This is a genomic window from Legionella rubrilucens, from assembly GCF_001468125.1.
Lineage (GTDB): Bacteria > Pseudomonadota > Gammaproteobacteria > Legionellales > Legionellaceae > Legionella_C > Legionella_C rubrilucens.
Window position 1 is genome coordinate 717958 of sequence record NZ_LNYT01000007.1, and the last position, 20425, is coordinate 738382.

The window sequence follows — 20425 nt, forward strand, 5'->3', positions numbered from 1 at the left end:
TGATTAAACGAAGATTCTTTTTAAGTCCGGGAGCTCAAAGTAATGATTATTGCTGATAAGCCCTGTAGTGACGTCACCCATTTTTTTCTGAATCGACTCGCCAGCAGAGCGCGGTTAAGGCTTTGTCTTTTAGTTTTCATCAGCCTCCTGGCTGTATGGCCTGTTCATCAAGCAGCGGCGCAAACCCGCAGCACCTCCCTTTTTCTGCAGTCAACTGAAGAAACCAAAGGGTCTTATGGCCTTTCGACCCGCAATAATAATCAATTACTGACGGCATCAGCCCCTAAAGTCATCCGGTTGTTTAATGTGATTGAAAAACAATTTGAGGGCGTGTTTTATACCCTGAGTGAAGTGAGCAGTTTTCCTCTGGATTTGACTCTTATTCCGCCAAATCCCTCACGTGATGTCCCGGGAGGGATTGCCATCAGCAGTTTTCTGGATGGCCGGGTTATTACCGTACTTAATAATGGCAGTGTGGTTCAATCCAATATGGAGGCCTTTCAATTATTACCGGAAACGGGCCTGTACAAGGCTACCTTTGGTCCCAGCCTGCTGGGCGTAGACGGCATTGCCTATCGACGTCAGGATGATCGCCTGTATGTTGCAGGATTTGATCCGTATAATCTTTATGAACTGGATTGGCGGGGATCCTTGCCGCGTCCTATCCCCTTATTGCCGTTTTTACCGGAAGGACGATGGCTGAATTCATTTCAGTTTGGCCCGGATGGGTTGCTTTATGCACCCGATGTGGTGCATGGCCAAATTGTTGTCATTAATGTGGAAACCGGGGTAGTGACCCCGCTGGTTGAAAACATTGATAAACCGGCTGCTGTGAAAGTAGACCGGGATGGTCTGGTCTATTTTATCGGAAGACGTACCGGCCATGTTTACCGGCATGATCCCTTGCGCGAAGAAACCGTGTTGTTGGCAACGCTTCCACCCGGTCTTGATAATCTAACGCTGGATCGCTCAGGCGATAAAGTCTACGTCACCAATAATCAGAATCAGATTTTTGAAATTGATGTCGCTACCCGTACAACGGAGATTCTGTTTGATTCGCCGGTAGCGCAAATGTGGGATTTTGCCTATGATTCGGATCGGCGTTCCCTGTATGTTACTGATCTTGCATCGGTTAAGGAATTCAATGCCAAGGATGCCAGTCTTGAAAGCCGCTTTGTGTTTTCAGATTTTAATTCAGGCCTTACCAATCTTAATTTTCACGCCACCAGTTTAACCCTCGATGACAGTCAGGAAGGGAAAATCATATTAACCGACATGTTTCTGGGTAATATTCTAGTCCTTAATCGGGCAGATTATTCCATCCATGATCAAACACTGACTGGTGACTACACCGGATTATGGTATAAGCAACCCTCCTCCACCGTGCGGGTAGAAAACAATGGGGGGGAGTATTATCTGGCGGCCAGTTTACTGGAGGGTACGATTGTTAAAATTTCTCACAATGGCGGCATTGAATCCAGTAATGTCGTGGTCGAGTCCTTTGCCTCAGGGTTGGCTGCGCCGACGAAGCTTAAAATTTACCAGGGCTATGTCTATGTCGTTGAGTTAGGGCAGACGACCACAGGTATGGTCAACAGCGGGAAAATCAGCCGCATTTCGCTGGCTAATCCACGCATTAAAGAAGTATTGGTCAGCAATCTTTCAGAGCCTCAGGGGCTTGATATCGTCGATGATGTCATGTACTTCATTGAATCAAAAACCAGGCGCCTGTTAAAAGCGTCCGCGCTGAATCCCGGTACGGCAGAGGTGGTGGAAGAAAATCTTGATTTAAGCAACGACCTGATTGTTTCGCAGCTCACCCCGGTCGCTCAGGCAACACCTCCGGCTGCTGTCGCTGTTCCTCCTCAAGCGGAGAAACTATTCGTCATGGAGACACAGCCCAATGCGATTCGTCTGTTTGAAGAAGAGGATTAGTGCTGACTGGTCACGCGCAGAATTTCAGCCAGGGATGTATCGCCCACCAGTACGCGTTTAAAACCGTCTTGACGGATGCTGGGATTATTGGGGCGCAGGTAATCCTCAAGGATCTGAAGATTCTCGTCGCGGTGAATCATTCGCCGTAAGGTCTCGTCGATTTCAATCAATTCATAAATCCCGGTTCTGCCGCGATAGCCTAAGTTATTGCACTCCGCACAACCTTTGGGTTCATAGACTGTGATTTTTTCGGAATTTTTAGGGAGATTCATCAATTCAAGTTCATCATCCCTGAGCTCATGCGGCACTTTGCAAAAGGAGCATAGTTTTCTCACCAGACGCTGTGCGATAAGTCCAACCAGACTGGATGAGAGCAGAAAAGATTCAACACCCATGTCACGCAGACGGGTAATGGCGCCCAGCGCACTGTTGGTATGCAGGGTCGAAAGCACCAGATGGCCGGTAAGACTCGCCTGCACCGCGATTTCAGCCGTTTCCAGATCGCGGATCTCCCCGATCATCACCACATCCGGATCCTGACGTAAAATCGCGCGCAACCCTTTGGCAAAGGTCATTTCCACTTTGGTGTTGACCTGGGTCTGACCAATGCCGGGTAAATCGTACTCAATCGGATCTTCAATGGTAAGGATATTGCGGCTGACTTCGTTTAATTCGGTCAGCATGGCATAAAGCGACGTGGTTTTACCGGAGCCGGTGGGACCGGTTAATAGAATAATGCCATGGGGTTCGGCAATCATGCGCCGGATAATGTTCAGGGTGCTTTCGGGCATGCCGAGCAGGTTTAAATCCAGTTGCGCTGCCTGTTTGTCCAGGATCCTGAGTACGATACGCTCACCATAATTGGATGGCAGGGTGGATACCCGCACATCAATATTATGGCCGCCGATGCGAAGGGCAATACGGCCATCCTGAGGAATGCGCTTTTCAGCAATATCCAGTTTAGCCATGACTTTGACGCGGGAAATGAGCAGCGGCGCGATAGCACGCTGGATTTCCAGCACTTCATGAAGAACCCCGTCAATGCGGTTGCGGGCAATCACCCGGTTTTCGTAGGTTTCAATGTGAATATCCGAGGCCTTCTGTTTAATGGCCTGGGTAAACAGGGCATTGATCAGGCGGATAATCGGGGCGTCATCCTTGTTATCCAGCAAATCCTCGCTGTTGGAGAGTTGATCCGCAAATTGCGAGAGATCAAAATCGCCTTCCATGTCGATGGCTGCATCAAGAACAGACGATTGCGATTGATAGCATTGCGCCAGATGCTGTTGAAATTCGTGTTCGCTGACTTCCTGAAGTGTCAACCTGTGCTGTAATAGGCGTTTCGCTTCAGCCAGCGCTGTCAGCGACAAATTGGGGAGGTGGTAAAGCAGTGTCTCCTCATCGTTGGTGACAGCAACCAGCCCATGGTTTTTGGCAAAACCATAGGGTAATCGCTTGATGTTTTTGGATTCGTCCATTGCTATTTCGTCGTGACTACAGTGGTGCTGCGTTGAACCAGGCGATTCTGGAATGGCCGCGGTAAATCCGCGGACTTCAGGGGCGGCAGCACGGTTTCATCATCATGTTTGTGATACGTTTCCTGAGAGCGGAGGAAATCGAGCTGCGACTGCCGTAAGTCATTGTACTTGCCGCCGCTTAAGTGCACTGCATCCGCTTCCGTTCTTAAAATGATAGGACGGATAAAGACCATGAGCACGCGCTTTTCGCGGTTGCGGATATTGTGCTGGAAAAGACGGCCAATGCCTGGAATATCACCCAGGATCGGCAGACGGTTATCATCATTACCCAGACTGTCCTGGGTTAAACCGCCGAGCACCACAATGTCACCGCTTTCCACATGAACCGAGGTGACAATGCTGCTGATTTTAAAGACCGGGTTAGTCGTATCCAGTGTGCTGGCTGGGTCCACGGTGTCGTTGCCCTGATCAATCTGTAACTGGATGCCCTCGCCGCGCGTGATTTGCGGACGAACATACAGGTGCAGGGCGACGTTCACCCGATCAAAGGTGACATAGGGGCTTGCCGTCGTGGTGCCGCCGGCGTTGTTGGGGTAGGTGGTGGAGGCCACGGACACCTGTCTACCGACTAAAATTTTTGCCTGGCGATTATCCAAAACAACGACGGACGGCGTGGACAGAATATTAGCCTTGCGCTTGCGTGCCAGGGCATAAATCTGGGCCTGAAAATCATCAATGGTGGTCTGGTTGTTAATGATGGCAAACCCTGGACGAAAATCACCTGGATCGCCGGTCTGCTGATTGGTTCCCCACTCAATACCCAGACTGTTGACGTCACTGGCATCCACTTCAGCCACCAGCGCTTCAATCAATAATTGCGCCGGGCGAATATCCAATTGATGAATGACGCCTTTTAGAATGCGGATTAAACTTGCCGGCGCATTGAGAATGATGGAGTTGGTATTGGGTTCGGCAATAATCTGCACCGTGGGCTTAGTCGACCCCTCACTTTGAGTGCTGGCACCGGTGGTATTGGGCGTTGCTGCCGGATTGGCCGCCGCCGGTTGAGCCGGTTGCGTCATGCCGCCGCTGTTGCCGCCATAACCCCCGGAGGATGAATTGTTCACGAGGTTAGAGGCTGGATTGGTGCTGTCCAGTTCAGGACGGGTAATTGTGCCGATGGTCGTGCCCACGTTGCCGCTGAAATTCGCCTGAGCAATTCCTGCGAGGATGGGAACCAAATCCTCCGCCCGTAAATAATTTAAATATACAACCTGAGTATTGCTGTTGGTGCCGTTAGGACTCTGCCGATCGAGGCCGGCAATCAGCAGGCGCAGTTTAATGCGTTCGGTACGGCTGCCGCTGATTAGGATGGCGTTGCTGCGATCATCGGCGGCAATCATGGTTTGCGCATGGCCGCTGCCGGTTTGCGATTTGATTAAATCTTTCAGGGTCGCTGCCACATCCATGGCCAGGGCGTGCCGCAGTCTGACCATGTCAATGTCATTGGCGGACGAGCTGTCGACCTGTTTGATGATGTTCGCAAGACTTTTAATATTGCTTGCACGCCCGGAAAGGATCAGCATGTTGGATGGCGCATAGGCAGAGATGCTGCTCCATTGCGGCATCAGGGGACGCAACACAGGCACCAGTTGTTCGGCGGGTACATAACGCACGGGTATGACTTCCACCATCATGTCATCGCCACGCGGCGGGTGGCGCATCTGGCTTAATAAATCAGACGAGACAGTCTTGGCATCGATGTTGGGGATAATCTTGATGACGTCGCCGCTGGGAATGGCCGCGTAACCAGAAACCTGCAGCACGGACAGAAAGACCTGATAGAGTTCTTTATTGGACATCGGCGTTGAAGAGACAATGGAAATTTTTCCCTGGACACGCGGATCAATAATGAAATTTTTGCCTGTGACGCGGGACACTTCGGCAATGACGGCACGGATGTCAGCATTGCGAAGATTCCATAATTTTCTCTCAGCGCTTACTGTCTCTCCCGGCGTCAGTTGCGGTGCCTGGGCGGGGGGCGTGTCATTGCTGGTTGATGAGGGTTCGTGATTTAACAACTGCTTGATGTTTTGAGCCACGGTATAATCTTCAATCGGGCCAATCTTAACGACATAGACGTTTTGACTTTTGTCATGCTCGATGGTTACCGGTTGCTTCAGTGTGGAAGACAACTTGAGCTTCAACTGAAGGGCGCTGTTTTCATTGGTAAAATGCCCGGCATTGAGCTCGTAGGCAGGTCGTCCATCAATTGCTATGTTTTTGATAGCAACTGTTGTCGCATAAGCACAGGCCAAACCAAATGAAATCAGGATTAATGATAAAATCTTTCGCATCAAGCAACACTGAAATAAGCAATTCTGACATCATAACCAAATTTACAAGGTTTCAATAGCGTTTTTGAATAATCAGGGTATTAATTAAATAAAGGTACCTGGATTCAGACGTGTACGGGGCAGGAAGCAAAAATGGAACGAATGAAAGGGATTGGAAATGGTGGCTATGGGTGGACTCGAACCACCGACCTCAGCATTATGAGTGCCGCGCTCTAACCGGCTGAGCTACATAGCCACAAGAGGCCGTGATTTTGTCGTTTATGAGGAATTCTGTCAAGAGTTAGATGCTTAATTTTTTAATTTTTTTGAGGGCGGACAAGCCTGACGACTTGCCCGCCTTTAAGACTAGATGATTAGAATATACAACGCGCCGGCGTCACGTAAAACCTGAACCAGCAATTGTTGTTTTTTCTGAGACGCAATCGTTTGCAGGGTTTTCACGTTAGGGGTGCGTTCCTTGTTGGCGCTGATGATGATGTCGCCAGGACGTAAGCCTGCGCGCCAGCCGGCACTGCTTTCAGAGGCGCCTACCACCTGAATACCCACCACATGACCATGCAGAGGCGAATCCTGCTCAAAATTCCTTAAAGCAAGACCGTAAAGGAAGGGATTAGTGGCCTGCAATTCCTGCTCGTGCTTTTTAATGTCGGTTACCACGGCGTTTAAGGTTAATTCCTTGCCATCGCGCTTAACCGTGATTTTGGCGTCACTGCCCACACGCAGCAGGCTGATGGTGGTTTTGACCTGGGTCGCCTGGGTAATTTTAGTGTTGTTGATCTGGGTAATGATATCGCCCGGTTTCAGTCCAGCGCGTTCAGCCGGGGATTTTTCATTCACCTGCGAAACCAGTGCACCCTGAAAATCTTCAGGATAGCCCATCGCCTGGGCCAGCTCTGGGGTTAAATGCTGCACAAAAATGCCCATCAGGCCGCGATGGATTGAACCGAATTTGATTAATTGCTGCACCACGTCTTTCGCCATGTTGACAGGAATGGCAAAGCCGATGCCCACATTGCCGCCATAGGGCGAGAGAATTGCCGTATTAATGCCGATTAGTTCACCGCGGGCGTTAACCAGGGCACCGCCTGAGTTTCCGGGATTAATGGCGGCATCCGTCTGGATGAAGTTTTCAATGCCTTCGATGTTTAAATCGCTGCGCTTCATGGCACTGATGATGCCGAAAGTAGCCGATTGGCTGTTGCCGAAGCTGTTTAAACCGAAGGGGTTACCAATGGCGACCACAAAATCACCGACTTCGGCTTTGTCTGAATCACCAATGGGCAGACTTTTTAAGTTTTTCGCGTCGATTTTTAACACCGCCAGATCGGTTTCACTGTCGCTGCCAATCAATTTTGCCTTGAGACGGCGGCCGTCATTCAAGGTCACGGTGATGAGCGTGGCGTTACGGATGACGTGATCATTGGTAATGATGACACCGTTTTTGGGATCGACGATGACACCGGAACCGATGCTTTGAAATTTGCGCGGTTTTTCAGGGGTGAGCTGCTGGCGTTCATTGTCGTCATCGTCATTGTCTGCGGCAGGCGGGCCGGCGGGGATAACCCCCTGGACAGCGACGTTGACAATGGCTGGCATCACGTTCTTGAGAACGGGGGCTAAGGTAGTGATGGTTTTATTATCATCGGCGGCAGCGGAAGCCGTCAGGCCAAGGAAAAGTAAACCGGTCAGAAATGAAAGTAATTTACGAGACATAGTTTTTCCGAGCGTTTAAGTGAACCAAATTAAAGTGGCCATTCTACCTGTTTGTGGCTCGCGGCGATAGGAATAGAAGTCATTTTTTTGCTCAAAAGTGCAAAGATTAGACTTCGAAACGGTAGAAATGGACAAATTTTCCAAAACCAGGGCAGCTAAACCGGGTAAATCAGCTAACCATTTGCTGTCCTTTTTTTGAAAAGCGGGCAATGAAAAGTCATAACGGGTTTTAAACTGATCGCGCATGTCATCGCCAACCTCATAACAGGATTGGCAGATGCCTGGCCCTATCCAGGCCATGAGATCAGTTGGCTGACTCTGCATGGCCTGCACTGTGTTTTCAATAATGCCATTAACCAAACCACGCCAGCCGGCGTGGATGGCTGCAATTTCCGTCCCTTGCCGGTTGCAGAGCAGGATAGGGAGGCAATCGGCGGTCATGATGGCTAAAACCTGTTGTTTATTACGGGTGATGGCGGCATCGGCGCGGCGGTTGTGGTTTTCTTCAATCACCACACAAGTGGTGCTGTGCGTCTGGTCAAGCCAGGCGGGTTCACCAGGCAGGCGAAGGCTGGTTACCAATTCGCGGCGGTTTCGCAGCACATGCTCAGGGTTGTCGCCTACATGAAGACCCAGGTTATTTTGATCATAGGGCGGCTGGCTAAAACCCGAGTGCCTTAATGTGGTGAGGGCGCGAATTGTCGCAGGGGCGGGCCAGTCGGCAATTAAATTAGACAAGGTACTCATCCAAGCTGTTTATCAGGGATTGAAAATCATCCGGCAAAGGGGCGGTGAAAGTCAATAAGTCATTGTTCTCTGGATGATGAAACGACAGGGAGGCGGCATGCAGGGCCTGACGTTTAAACGACTGCAGGGCCTCGCGTAATTCAGGGGCAATCTCGGCCGGTATTTTAGTGCGTCCGCCGTACAGGGGATCGCCGACCACCGGATGATTGATGTGCGCCATGTGGACGCGAATCTGATGGGTGCGGCCGGTTAACAGTTGCACATCAAGCAGGGTGAACGCGTCATAATGCCGTTTGACCGTATACAGGGTAACCGCCTGCCGGCCCTGATTGAGCACTGCCATTTTCAAACGATTACGGGGGTGTCGGCCAAAAAAAGTATCAATTTCCCCACCGCTTATCACATGCCCCTGAACCAGGGTCACGTAACGACGCTGAATGTCACGTTCCTGCATTTGCCGTACCAGCGAGGTATGAGCGGGCAGGGTTTTCGCGACAACCAGGAGGCCGGTGGTGTCTTTGTCGAGACGATGCACGATGCCGGCTCTCGAGAGCGAGGCCAGTTGGGGGGCATGGTGCAGCAGGGCGTTGACCAGTGTGTGTTTGGGATTTCCGGCACCCGGATGCACCACGAGGCCAGCCTGTTTATTCACCACCAGCAAAGCCTCGTCTTCATAAACGATATCGAGGGGAATAAATTCCGGCTCGCAGGGCGCACTGGACTGTTGATGCGCTTCGTCATCCACTGCCAGCGTTATGACATCGCCCTCCATGATCTTGTCTTTGGGTTTTAATTGACGCTGATTGACCTGGATGAGTCCCTGTTTCAGCCATTGGCTCAATTGGGAGCGGGAATAGAGAGGAAGCAATCTGGCTAAGGCAACGTCAATGCGTTGCCCGTGCAGATCGCGAGGAACCCGCAGTTCATTGTTCAGTGCGCTCATGCCGGGACGGCAGCCTCGGAAACGCTGAGGCGGCCGCGCAGGGAATTAGGCAGGGCTTCAGAAATGTCCACATGAACGAACTGGCCGATTAAGGTGCCAGGACCATCAAAATTAACGACGCGGTTGCATTCCGTGCGTCCGGCTAATTGTTGAGCATTTTTTTTGGATTGACCGGTAACAAGGATACGCTGCGTGCTGCCAACCATGGATTGGCTGTATTGTGCTGCATTGATCAAAAGCCGGTTTTGCAGGATTTGCAGACGCTGCTTTTTGACGTCCATGGGCGTATCGTCCGGCAGGTTGGCTGCCGGGGTGCCCGGACGGGCACTGTAAATAAAACTGAACGACGTATCAAAACCGATGTCATGGACTAAATCCATCGTATCCTGGAAGTCTTTGTCGGTTTCACCGGGAAAACCGACAATGATGTCGGTGGACAGGCGGATGTCGGGCCTCACCTTGCGAAGCTTTCTGATTTTTGATTTGTACTCAAGGGCGGTGTAACCGCGTTTCATCATGGCCAGCACACGGTCTGAGCCGCTTTGAACCGGCAGATGCAGGTGGTTGGCCAGCTCGGGCACTTCCGCAAAGGCATTGATCAGGTTGTCTGAGAAGGCAAGCGGGTGAGAGGTGGTGAAGCGGATCCGGCCAATGCCGTCAATGGCTGCGAGGTAGTGAATGAGCAAGGCGAGATCAGCGGTTTCGCCCTGACTCATCACGCCGCGGTAATCATTCACGTTCTGGCCGAGAAGATTAATTTCCCTGACACCCTGCGAAGCCAGTTGATAACACTCAGCAAGGACATCGTCAAAGGGCCGGCTGATTTCCTCACCCCGGGTATAGGGCACGACACAGTAACTGCAGTATTTGCTGCAGCCTTCCATGATGGAAACGAAAGCGACGGGGCCTTCGGCACGGGGAGCGGGCAGGTGATCGAATTTCTCGATTTCAGGGAAACTGATATCAACTACCGGTTTTTTAGTCCGTGCCCGTTCTTCGAGCAGGGCCGGAAGACGATGCAGCGTCTGAGGACCGAAAACGATGTCGACATAGGGCGCTCGTTTGATGATATCCCCGCCTTCCTGACTGGCAACACAGCCGCCGACACCAATAATCACATGCGGATTTTTCTCTTTGTATTCCCGCCATTGACCTAACTGCGAAAAGACTTTTTCCTGGGCTTTTTCGCGTATCGAGCAGGTGTTTAAAAGGATAACATCGGCCTCGTCAAGAACGTCTGTTTTTTCAAGTCCGTGCGTATTTAACAGGACATCTGCCATTTTGGATGAATCGTATTCATTCATCTGGCAGCCATTGGTTTTAATAAAAAGTTTTTTAGCCATAGTCTTTTTCTATTAATTAATCATGAACACTTTGACAAAAGGTTTCTTTTATCCTGGGTAAAATCAGTAATGAAATTAAAATGCCTACCGGCAGAATAGCCAGTGCAACATGGTAAGCCTCAAGAGGGTAGACCCGGACTTTATTGACGACTTCGCCCTGCCACATCCTATCGAGTATAAAGCCGATGATGGGCTGCGCCAAAGCAATACCCACCATGTTCATCATGTTCATAAAACTTAAACCGGTGGCCACATAACGACGGCTGCACAGCTCCTTTGCCACTGCAAAAGCCGGCAGAAAAGCCGAAGAAAAAAGGCCGAAAATGAACAGCAGTGCCTGCATCTGCCAGCCGGTGGTAATGGGAGCAAAAATGAACAGGGTGCTGCTGATCAGAGCGCCAACGGCGCCAATGTACATGGGCGGTTTGCGGCGGCCGATGCGGTTGGAATAGATTCCCCACAATGGGCTTGCAATAGCCCAGCCGATGAAGACTAAAGAAATGTAATTGGCGGCGGTGGCTTTGGCGAGGCCCATTTTAAACATCAGAAAGGGGACACCCCAGAGGCCGCAAAAAACCGGTGTGGACATGTACATCAACCCGCCGTAAATGGCCACCAGCCATAATTGTTTATTCTTAACGAGGGCAACCAGGCTGCTCCACAGGGGTTCATCGTGAGACGACGCGACGGCAGGTTTTTTATTGGCGGGCGCGTCTTTGGCAATGACCAGAATGAGCACAGCAATGACCAGGCCAATGCTGCCCATAATGACCATGCTCTTGCGCCAGCCATAGTGATCAATCAATAAAGCCAGTGGCGCTTCGCCCCCGATAGCGCCGAGCATGCCGATGGTGACCATCAGTCCGGTCAGAAGGGCAAAGCGGTTAGCCGGAAACCAGTTGGCAGCGAGTTTCATGGCGCCTACGGCGGCGAAAGCGGAGCCAAAACCAATCATCAGTCGTGCCAGGCAGGCAGCGAAGAAATTGTCGGTCAGACCGAACGCAATCGTGCTGATGGCGCAGATGGTGGTCGCTAAGGTCAGCAGTTTTTGCGGGCCGAAATAATCCATCATGACGCCGCCAGGTAATTGCATGGCGGCATAGGAGTAAAAATAGATGCCGGATAAAATGCCCAGGGTTTGACTGGTCACAGCAAAATCACGCATTAATTCGTTACTCATGACACTGGGGGAAACCTGCAGGAGGCACTCGTAGAAGTAAAAGACGCAACCCAGTCCCCAAACAATCCAGGCCTTGGCTGTGCCTTTGGAGATGACATCCGTAACGCCATGATTTTTACTGTTCGACATCTACTGAAATACTCCCTGATTTTTAAATAAAATACGCCTGAGTTGGCTGGCCAACGATGCAAGCGCTTTCGGCTTCTGGGCAAAAAGGTCTGTATTGTACTGAATAAGTTTGCTTTGGCATAGACCAACCAAAAATTTTATCATCTTGATAATTAATTGTCTATTCTGCCTCTTTGAGGAAATGTTCCGCCGGCAGGATCCGGCCGCAACCGATGTCCTCAGGCGTTCCTGCGGATAAAAGGATTGGGTCTTTGCTAATCTGTGTTATCCTAGGGACAGCCAAGATCCTGATTCTGATAATGTTGAGGTAGATTCCCATCCGGGTGTTTTTTATAATGCCAATTTTGGGTATTGCCATTCATTTCAGACAACACGAACAGTAGGGCATTCACTTTATGCATAATGAGTCAGTTTTTTATACAATTTTTTTAATATTTGCCGGAGCAGCGGTTTTTTCCACTCTGGTATTGTATACAAAACAGTCCCTGCTGGTCGCCTACATTTTATTAGGAGCGGCTTTAGGCCCCTGGGGCCTGCGCCTGGTTTCCGATGTAACCGTGGTGCAGCAGGTCGGCGATATTGGCATTGTCTTCCTGTTGTTTCTGCTGGGCCTTCACCTGCAGCCGCAGAATTTAGTCCATATGCTGCGCAAGATCACCTGGATTGCAATCGTCAGTTCCGTTGTTTTCGCCATGACTGCTTACCTCATTGGCCGCTGGTTTGGTCTTAACGAAACCGAGTCCTGGATTCTTGGTGCGGCGATGATGTTTTCCAGTACCATCATCGGGCTTAAACTGTTACCGACAACCATTTTACATCATCAGCACACCGGTGAGGTGATGATCAGCGTTCTGCTGATGCAGGACGTCATCGCAATCATTATCCTTATCATGATTAACGGTGCCCAGGCCAATGGTCTGGCCCTGGATGATTTCATTCTGGTGCTGGTGGCGCTGCCGTCGCTGACCTTGTTCGCCTTTGCAGTCGAGCGCTACATCCTGGTAAAGCTCCTTGCCCGTTTTGACCGCACCCAGGAATACGTTTTTCTGCTCTCCATCGGTTGGTGTCTCGGGCTTTCTTTCCTGGCCAAGCAGTTGGGACTGTCAGAAGACATTGGCGCTTTTGTCGCCGGCGTTGCGTTAGCCTCAAGCCCGATCTCCCTGTTCATTGCCGAAAGCTTAAAACCCCTGCGCGATTTTTTCCTGGTCATGTTCTTTTTCTCCATCGGGGCGACGTTTAATTTCGGTTTTGGTGCGCAGGTTTTTATACCCGCGATTATCCTGTCCTTCCTCATGCTGGTGCTTAAACCCCTGTTTTTCTGGTTCCTGCTGCAGCGGGCCGGCGAAAAGAAAACCATTGCCAAGGAGGTCGGCATACGTCTCGGTCAGGCGAGCGAATTCTCATTGCTGGTGGCAAGTATTGCCTTAAGTACTAAACTCATTTCAGAAGTTGCCTCCAATCTGATTCAGGCGACAACCATTTTAACGTTTATTGTGTCGTCATACCTCGTGGTGTTGAAATACCCAACACCGATTGCTCTCTCGGAAAAAATGCAGAAGGATTAATCATGAAATTATTGGTCATTGTACTGTGTCTATTTAGTGAACGTTACCTGATTCATGCTGCTTCCCTAAACCGGTTTACGTGGTTTACCCGTTATTTTAACGCCATTAATCAGCGTTTGCCGGAAGGTTCTGCATTGGCCAATCCCTACTTAAGGCTTCTGGCGGTGATTTTACCTCCATTCCTAATCATCGGCCTGGTGTTGTTTTTATTCTGCCATATTCTGTTTGGGTTCATTTATCTGCTGCTGAACATTGTTATTTTTTACTACTGTCTGGGACCCAATAATCCCTTTTACCCCGTCGCTTCGGATAAATCCAGTGAAGAGGATGACTCCGCTGCCCGGGATTATTTTACTGCCGTCAACGGGCAATTGTTTGCCGTCATTTTCTGGTATATTTTACTGGGTCCTTTAGCCGTGCTGGTGTACCGGTTACTGTCTTTAAGCCAGGTTCAGGCGCAAACGGCCGTGGCCGCAGCAACGATAACCCGTTACCTCGACTGGATTACTGCCCGTGTGACCGTCCTGCTTTATTTGCTGGTGGGTAATTTCCAACGAGGCTTCAGTTTCTTTACCCAGTATTTTCTTTCACAGCCTGATAATAACGAATTACTCCTTGGACAGGGAGGGGTACTCGCGGCGCGCACGTCTGAAAATGACGTGGTGACCCTGCCGCAGGCGCAAACGCTGGTTGAACATGCCCTGATTGTTTACCTGGTGTTTTTAGCCTTTTTTACTCTGGTTGCCTGGCTGTAAAACGGGTTAAATAATAACGAGGAAGCGTTGACTATGATAAATTCGATGGCTCGTGTGGTACTGACAATTCTGGCTCTGGCTCTGCTCGCCGCCTGCTCACATCCGATAATTACGCCGCAGGGTAAGCCCAATTACAAAACCTGTACCCTGTCCTGTGAACAGAAAGCCCGTGCCTGCAATAAAGTGTGCCGCAATAACTGCGCGCAATGCACCGCCTATAATTTCCAGACAGCCGCAAAGAACTTTAATCATTATTTCCATGAAAGTGCTGTAAATGGGCAAATCATTAAACGGGATTTGAATTCTTATTTTGATCCACTACAATGCCGCAAAACAACGTGCAATTGCCGCGGCGATTATGTGGCCTGCGTGCAATCCTGTGGAGGGGTGGTGAAAAAACGCCTGCAGGCTGCGGCTGTTTGTTAAACGTTTTATAGATTGACGAGGAAGACATCCATGTCCCAAGAAAAGATAAACGATATAGATCCGATTGAAACACGTGAATGGCTGGATGCCTTGCAAGCGGTATTGCTGAATGATGGAAATGAACGTGCGGCCTACATTCTCCAGGAACTGGTTAGCAAAGCCAGCACGGAGGGTGTTAAATTACGTGATGCGGTGCATACGCCTTATCGTAATACCATCAGACCGGATGAAGAAAAACAAATGCCTCCCGATGAGGGCGTGGGCAAACGCATCAATGCCCTGATTCGCTGGAATGCTGTCGCCATGGTGTTGCGCGCCGGGAAATATGCGCCGGAGCTGGGCGGCCATATTGCATCGTACGCTTCCTCATCCACCCTGTACGAGACAGGCTTCAATTATTTCTTTAAAGGCCCCAATGCCACACCGCATGGCGGTGACCTGATTTATATTCAAGGCCATTCGTCGCCCGGAATTTATGCACGAGCCTTTCTTGAAGGCCGCTTAAATGAAAGTCAACTGGCCAATTTCCGCCAGGAAGTGGAGGCTGATGGTCTGTCTTCCTACCCTCACCCCTGGTTGATGAGCGATTTCTGGCAATTCCCCACCGTATCCATGGGATTAGGCCCTTTGCAGGCCATTTACCAGGCGCGCTTCTTAAAATACCTTGAAAACCGCGGGCTGATAAAACCGGAAGGGCGAAAAGTGTGGGCCTTTTTAGGCGATGGTGAAATGGATGAACCCGAATCCGTCGGAGCCTTGTCCATTGCCGCCCGTGAAAAACTCGATAACCTGATTTTTGTCGTAAACTGCAACCTGCAGCGCCTGGATGGGCCTGTTCGTGGCAACGGCAAAATTATTCAGGAACTGGAAGGAGTCTTCCGCGGCGCTGGCTGGAATGTCATTAAAGTCATCTGGGGAGGACGCTGGGATCCCTTATTTGCCCGCGATAAAACAGGCATTATGCAGAAGCGCATGGAAGAGTGCGTTGACGGGGATTACCAGGCTTATAAAGCCAATAACGGCGCTTATGTCCGCGAACACTTTTTTGGTCAATATCCCGAATTGAAAAAGATGGTTGAGAACCTTTCAGATGAGGAAATCTGGCGGCTTAACCGCGGCGGTCACGATCCGCAAAAAGTCTATGCGGCTTATGCCCAGGCGGTCGAACACCAGGGTTCTCCCACGGTGATTCTGGCAAAAACCATTAAGGGTTATGGCATGGGTGCGGCTGGCGAAGGGCAGAACATTACTCACCAGCAGAAAAAAATGACCATTGAACAATTGCGGGCTTTCCGTGATCGTTTCAGCATCCCCATCAGCGATGACAACATCACCGAAATTCCTTTTTATCGTCCGGCGGCCGACAGCCCCGAAGTGAAGTACCTGCAAAAGCAGCGTGAGACGCTGGGTGGTTACCTGCCGTCGCGAAGCCACGCTTTCGAATCCTTGCCCATTCCGGAACTGTCTGCTTTTTCATCCGTGACCCAGAGTACAGGGGATCGCGAAATTTCGACCACCATGGCCTTTGTCCGTATTCTTTCTGTCTTGTTGAAGGATAAAGCCTTAGGCAATCGTATTGTACCCATTGTGCCTGATGAATGCAGAACCTTTGGTATGGAAGGATTGTTCCGTCAAATCGGTATTTATTCGCCGGTTGGACAGCTGTATACCCCAGTGGATCATGAGCAGGTGATGTATTATCGCGAAGCCCGTGACGGTCAGATTCTGGAAGAGGGGATTAATGAAGCAGGCGCTTTCTGTTCCTGGATTGCGGCGGCGACGTCCTACAGTTCCAATAAGCTGCCAATGATTCCATTCTACATTTACTACTCCATGTTTGGCTTTCAGCGCATTGGCGATTTGGCCTGGGCGGCGGGCGACATGCAGGCCAGAGGCTTTTTACTGGGTGGTACCGCGGGACGCACCACTCTGGCCGGTGAAGGATTGCAGCATCAGGATGGACACAGCCATTTGATGGCGGGAACCATTCCCAACTGCATTGCCTATGATCCGACCTATGCCTATGAATTGGCCGTGATCATCCAGCATGGTCTTCACCGGATGTATCAGAAGCAGGAAAACGTCTTTTATTACATTACGGTCATGAATGAAAATTACACCCATCCGGATATGCCGGCCAATGTCGAAGAAGGCATTATCAAAGGCATGTACCTTCTTCAGCAAAGCAAGAAAAAAGGCAAACTGCATGTTCAGTTAATGGGAAGCGGCACCATTTTAAGGGAAGTTATTAAGGCTGCCGACCTGCTTAAAGAGGATTTTGGCGTCACTGCCGACATCTGGAGTGTCACCAGCTTTAATGAATTACGCCGCGACGGGCTTGCGGTTGAACGCCACAATCGCATGAATCCTGAAGCCAAGCCTCAGCAATCGTATGTTCAGGAGCAGTTAAGCGGACGTCAGGGTCCCGTGATTGCAGCAACCGATTACATGCGCCTGTACGCTGATCAAATCAGACCGTATGTTCCCGGCCGCTACGTGGTGCTGGGAACCGATGGTTATGGCCGAAGCGATACCCGTGAGCGTCTGCGCCATTTCTTTGAAGTGGATGCCAAGTTTATTGTCCTCGCGGCGCTTGAAGCCCTGGTTGCCGAAGGGGAAATGAAACCCGCAAGCATGGCAGAGGCCATTAAGCGTTACGGCATCAATTCCGACAAACCTGATCCTGTAACCGTTTAATCTAAGAATAATGAAGGGCCATGATGCAATCTGTGCATGATGGCTTTCCCTTTTTGCTGAGGATAAAAATGGCAGATGAGATGAAAGTGAAAGTTCCTGATATCGGCGGCGCGAGTGGTGTCGATGTCATCGAAGTATTAGTAAAACCGGGGGACGACATTGAGGTGGATACGCCTTTGATCACCCTGGAATCGGATAAGGCCAGCATGGAAATTCCTTCTCCGGCCGCAGGAAAAGTAATGGAGTTGCTGGTGAAAGTGGGCGATAAGGTGTCGGAGGGGGATGTTATTCTTGCCTTGTCGACAGAGAGTAAGCCTGAGACAGAACAGAAAACACCGATAGAGGCCAGCGAACCGTCTGCCAGGACAGAAGATCCTGAACCGGCTCAATCCCCCTCGACTGAAACCGCTTCGCAATCGAAAGAAATCACAATTCCTGACATTGGCGGTGCCACCGATGTGGATGTAATTGAAATAATGGTCAGTGCCGGTGACACGGTTAAAAAAGATCAGGCGTTGATTACCCTTGAAGGCGATAAAGCGACGATGGATATTCCCTCGCCCTTTGACGGAGAAATTGAAAAGCTGGTCCTTAAAGTCGGGGATAAGGTATCGCAGGGCAGCGTGATCCTGACCATGAAAACAACACAGGCAGTGCCTGTGTCTGCGCCATCCGAAAAAGCGCAACCCACACCGCCTGTTTCAACCCAAACCGGGGAAGCAACCAAACCGGCACCGGCAGCGAATGCTCCCATGCCGTCGTCTGCTTCTGCCAACAATGCAGCGCTTGCCGCCGGACCCGCGGTGCGTCGTATGGCCAGGGAGTTTGGTGTCAATTTAAGTGAGGTAGCCGGCAGTGGACGTAAAAACCGGATCACCAAAGAAGATGTCCAGCAGTACATTAAATCACGTTTAAGTGAAAAACCTGCTGCCGGTGCGAGCGGTTTCTCGCTGCCTCAGGCACCGGTCATCGATTTCAGTAAGTTTGGCGCGATTGAAACCCAGCCATTGAATAAAATCAAGCGATTAACCGGCCAAAACGTCCATCGCTCCTGGATCACGATTCCCCATGTGACGCAATTTGATGAAGCGGATATTACCGATCTGGAAGCCTTTCGTAAGGAAGAGTCTGAACGTGCCGCGCAAAACGGTTACAAACTGACCATCCTTGCGTTCGTAGCCAAAGCCGTGACCAAGGCATTAATGGCCTTTCCTCAGTTTAATGCGTCACTGGATGCCAGTGGTGAGAACCTGATTTACAAAAAATATTTCAATATCGGTATTGCGGTTGAAACCCCGAATGGTCTGGTGGTTCCTGTGATTCGCCAGGTGGATCAGTTGCAGGTGAGCGATATCGCCCGCGAGATGGCGGCAATCAGCAAAAAAGCCCGCGACAAAGGGTTAATGCCAGCCGACATGAGCGGCGGCTGCTTTACCATTTCCAGTTTGGGAGGGATAGGCGGTACCGCGTTTACACCCATCGTCAATAGCCCTGAAGTGGCTATCCTCGGCTTGTCGCGTTCCAGCATCAAACCGATCTATGATGCCGGTGAATTTAAACCGCGATTGATGCTTCCCTTGTCATTGTCCTATGATCATCGTGTCATTGACGGAGCGGAAGCCGCACGGTTTACCCGATACCTGGCTGATTTACTGGGCGATATTCGTCGAATTTTACTGTAATTTTAAATGAAAGAGGCTTTGTAATGAGTTCGATTAAAACTGATGTGGTGGTGCTGGGCAGCGGACCTGGCGGTTATACCGCGGCCTTTCGTGCAGCGGATCTGGGTAAAAAAGTGGTACTTGTTGAACGTTTCGACAGCTTAGGCGGTGTGTGCCTGAATGTGGGATGCATTCCCTCCAAAGCCCTGCTTCACATTGCCAAAGTGACCGATGAGACGCATGAACTGGCCGATCAGGGCATCAGTTTCGGTGCGCCGAAACTCGATAATAAGAAAATGGTTGCCTGGAAGAATTCCGTGGTGGGTCAATTGACCGGCGGTCTTAAGGCATTGGCCAAACAGCGCAAGGTGGAGGTTATCACTGGCGTGGGTCAATTCTCGGGAACGCATGAAGTCACTGTCGCCGGTAAAGAAGGCAATACCACGATTGCCTTTGAACATGCCATTATTGCCGTAGGCAGTGAGTCCATTAAATTGCCTTTTGTACCTGAGGATCCACGTATCTTCAGTTCCACAGGGGCTCTGGAACTAGCTGACATCAAGGGGGATCTCCTGGTGCTGGGCGGCGGTATTATTGGTCTTGAGATGGCTACGGTTTATTCCTCTCTGGGCGTTAAGGTGACTGTCGTTGAATTTATGGATCAACTGATGCCGGGCGCCGATGCGGATTTAGTCAGTGTGCTGCAAAAACGCATGACTAAAAAGGGCGTGACCTTCCTGCTGAAAACCAAGGTTACCGCGGTTGAAGCCAAAAAAGACGGTATTTACGTCAGCATGGAAGGGGAGCATGGCACAGACAAACCGCTGCGCTTCCAGCAGGTGCTGCTGTCAGTCGGACGCAAACCCAATGGCGGAACCATCCATGCTGAAAAAGCCGGTGTTTCTGTGGATGAGCGAGGCTTCATTAAAGTGGATAAGCAAATGCGCACCAACGTCCCTCACATTTTTGCCATTGGCGATGTGGTTGGACAACCCATGCTGGCACACAAAGCCATTCCGGAAGGGCGAGTGGCTGCTGAAGTTATTGCCGGCATGAAACACTATTTTGATCCCAAATGCATTCCCAGTGTGGCCTACACCGATCCGGAAGTGGCCTGGACTGGCTTGACTGAAAAAGAAGCCAAAGAGAAAGGCATTGCCTATGAAAAAGCCACGTTTCCCTGGATGGCGAGCGGCCGTGCCTTGAGCATGGGACGTGGGGAAGGGATGACCAAGCTGTTATTCTGTCCTGAAACCAGCCGCATTCTGGGCGCCGGGATCGTCGGGGTCAATGCCGGTGATTTAATTACCGAAGCCTCGTTGGCCATTGAGATGGAATGTGATGTGGAAGACATCGCGTTAACCATTCATCCGCATCCAACCCTGTCTGAAACCATCATGTTATCGTCCGAAGCATTCGAAGGTACGATTACTGATTTGTACCTGCCTAAGAAGAAGAAAAAATAAATTCTGTACTGATTGCTTGCCTGAAATAGC

Annotated in this window: 14 protein-coding genes and 1 tRNA gene; 7 read left to right on the top strand and 8 right to left on the bottom strand. The window is 50.4% G+C overall.

Features of this window, described 5'->3' with window-relative positions; translation table 11 throughout:
• Positions 1–42 precede the first annotated feature (42 nt).
• Positions 43–1935 carry an NHL repeat-containing protein gene (locus tag Lrub_RS06795; protein WP_058531408.1) on the top strand — a complete coding sequence of 631 codons (1893 nt, stop codon included), beginning with the start codon at positions 43–45 and terminating at the stop codon, positions 1933–1935.
• Here the strand turns inward: Lrub_RS06795 and lspE are convergent.
• The 8 genes from lspE to Lrub_RS06835 form a co-directional block, all read right to left on the bottom strand.
• The gene (gene lspE, locus Lrub_RS06800) at positions 1932–3413 is read right to left on the bottom strand and encodes a GspE family T2SS ATPase variant LspE (RefSeq protein ID WP_058531409.1); all 1482 of its coding nucleotides are present in this window, start codon (positions 3411–3413) and stop codon (positions 1932–1934) included. The two genes, Lrub_RS06795 and lspE, sit on opposite strands and share 4 nt — an antisense overlap.
• A gap of 2 nt (positions 3414–3415) precedes the next feature.
• On the bottom strand, positions 3416–5770 hold the full coding sequence (gene lspD / locus Lrub_RS06805; RefSeq protein WP_058531410.1) for a GspD family T2SS secretin variant LspD: 2355 nt from the start codon (positions 5768–5770) through the stop codon (positions 3416–3418).
• A gap of 158 nt (positions 5771–5928) precedes the next feature.
• Positions 5929–6005 (bottom strand) — tRNA-Met (locus tag Lrub_RS06810).
• A gap of 110 nt (positions 6006–6115) precedes the next feature.
• Positions 6116–7483, bottom strand: a complete 1368-nt coding sequence (locus Lrub_RS06815) for a Do family serine endopeptidase (RefSeq protein ID WP_058531411.1) — start codon at positions 7481–7483, stop codon at positions 6116–6118.
• A gap of 15 nt (positions 7484–7498) precedes the next feature.
• Positions 7499–8221 carry a peptidoglycan editing factor PgeF gene (gene pgeF / locus Lrub_RS06820; RefSeq protein ID WP_058531574.1) on the bottom strand — a complete coding sequence of 241 codons (723 nt, stop codon included), beginning with the start codon at positions 8219–8221 and terminating at the stop codon, positions 7499–7501.
• On the bottom strand, positions 8214–9173 hold the full coding sequence (gene rluD / locus Lrub_RS06825; protein WP_058531412.1) for a 23S rRNA pseudouridine(1911/1915/1917) synthase RluD: 960 nt from the start codon (positions 9171–9173) through the stop codon (positions 8214–8216). The genes pgeF and rluD overlap by 8 nt, the downstream gene beginning before the upstream one ends.
• Entirely contained in the window at positions 9170–10516 is a 1347-nt protein-coding gene (gene miaB / locus Lrub_RS06830; RefSeq protein WP_058531413.1) for a tRNA (N6-isopentenyl adenosine(37)-C2)-methylthiotransferase MiaB, read from the bottom strand. The genes rluD and miaB overlap by 4 nt, the downstream gene beginning before the upstream one ends.
• A gap of 16 nt (positions 10517–10532) precedes the next feature.
• Complete coding sequence (locus tag Lrub_RS06835; RefSeq protein ID WP_058531414.1) at positions 10533–11825, bottom strand: MFS transporter; 1293 nt, start codon at positions 11823–11825, stop codon at positions 10533–10535.
• 395 nt (positions 11826–12220) lie between these two features.
• Between Lrub_RS06835 and Lrub_RS06845 the strand changes: the two genes are divergently transcribed.
• The 6 genes from Lrub_RS06845 to lpdA all read left to right on the top strand — a co-directional run bounded on the left by Lrub_RS06845 (position 12221) and on the right by lpdA (position 20395).
• On the top strand, positions 12221–13390 hold the full coding sequence (locus Lrub_RS06845) for a cation:proton antiporter (RefSeq protein WP_058531416.1): 1170 nt from the start codon (positions 12221–12223) through the stop codon (positions 13388–13390).
• Positions 13391–13392: 2 nt separating this feature from the next.
• A complete protein-coding gene (locus tag Lrub_RS06850; RefSeq protein WP_058531417.1) occupies positions 13393–14145 on the top strand; it encodes a hypothetical protein in 753 nt (250 codons plus the stop codon).
• A gap of 33 nt (positions 14146–14178) precedes the next feature.
• Positions 14179–14571, top strand: coding sequence for an acyltransferase (locus tag Lrub_RS06855; protein ID WP_133134136.1), 393 nt, complete (start codon positions 14179–14181; stop codon positions 14569–14571).
• Between the two features lie 30 nt (positions 14572–14601).
• A complete protein-coding gene (gene aceE / locus Lrub_RS06860; protein ID WP_058531419.1) occupies positions 14602–17268 on the top strand; it encodes a pyruvate dehydrogenase (acetyl-transferring), homodimeric type in 2667 nt (888 codons plus the stop codon).
• 68 nt (positions 17269–17336) lie between these two features.
• A complete protein-coding gene (gene aceF / locus Lrub_RS06865; RefSeq protein WP_058531575.1) occupies positions 17337–18950 on the top strand; it encodes a dihydrolipoyllysine-residue acetyltransferase in 1614 nt (537 codons plus the stop codon).
• Between the two features lie 23 nt (positions 18951–18973).
• Entirely contained in the window at positions 18974–20395 is a 1422-nt protein-coding gene (gene lpdA, locus Lrub_RS06870) for a dihydrolipoyl dehydrogenase (protein ID WP_058531420.1), read from the top strand.
• The last annotated feature ends 30 nt before the right edge of the window (positions 20396–20425 follow it).

Bases quoted from the DNA above. Each gene is read 5' to 3' on its own strand.
- Lrub_RS06795 (WP_058531408.1), top strand. From the start codon at position 43: ATGATTATTGCTGATAAGCCCTGTAGTGACGTCACCCATTTTTTTCTG.
- lspE (WP_058531409.1), bottom strand. From the start codon at position 3,413: ATGGACGAATCCAAAAACATCAAGCGATTACCCTATGGTTTTGCCAAA.
- lspD (WP_058531410.1), bottom strand. From the start codon at position 5,770: ATGCGAAAGATTTTATCATTAATCCTGATTTCATTTGGTTTGGCCTGT.
- Lrub_RS06815 (WP_058531411.1), bottom strand. From the start codon at position 7,483: ATGTCTCGTAAATTACTTTCATTTCTGACCGGTTTACTTTTCCTTGGC.
- rluD (WP_058531412.1), bottom strand. From the start codon at position 9,173: ATGAGCGCACTGAACAATGAACTGCGGGTTCCTCGCGATCTGCACGGG.
- miaB (WP_058531413.1), bottom strand. From the start codon at position 10,516: ATGGCTAAAAAACTTTTTATTAAAACCAATGGCTGCCAGATGAATGAA.
- Lrub_RS06835 (WP_058531414.1), bottom strand. From the start codon at position 11,825: ATGTCGAACAGTAAAAATCATGGCGTTACGGATGTCATCTCCAAAGGC.
- Lrub_RS06845 (WP_058531416.1), top strand. From the start codon at position 12,221: ATGCATAATGAGTCAGTTTTTTATACAATTTTTTTAATATTTGCCGGA.
- Lrub_RS06850 (WP_058531417.1), top strand. From the start codon at position 13,393: ATGAAATTATTGGTCATTGTACTGTGTCTATTTAGTGAACGTTACCTG.
- Lrub_RS06855 (WP_133134136.1), top strand. From the start codon at position 14,179: ATGATAAATTCGATGGCTCGTGTGGTACTGACAATTCTGGCTCTGGCT.
- aceE (WP_058531419.1), top strand. From the start codon at position 14,602: ATGTCCCAAGAAAAGATAAACGATATAGATCCGATTGAAACACGTGAA.
- aceF (WP_058531575.1), top strand. From the start codon at position 17,337: ATGGCAGATGAGATGAAAGTGAAAGTTCCTGATATCGGCGGCGCGAGT.
- lpdA (WP_058531420.1), top strand. From the start codon at position 18,974: ATGAGTTCGATTAAAACTGATGTGGTGGTGCTGGGCAGCGGACCTGGC.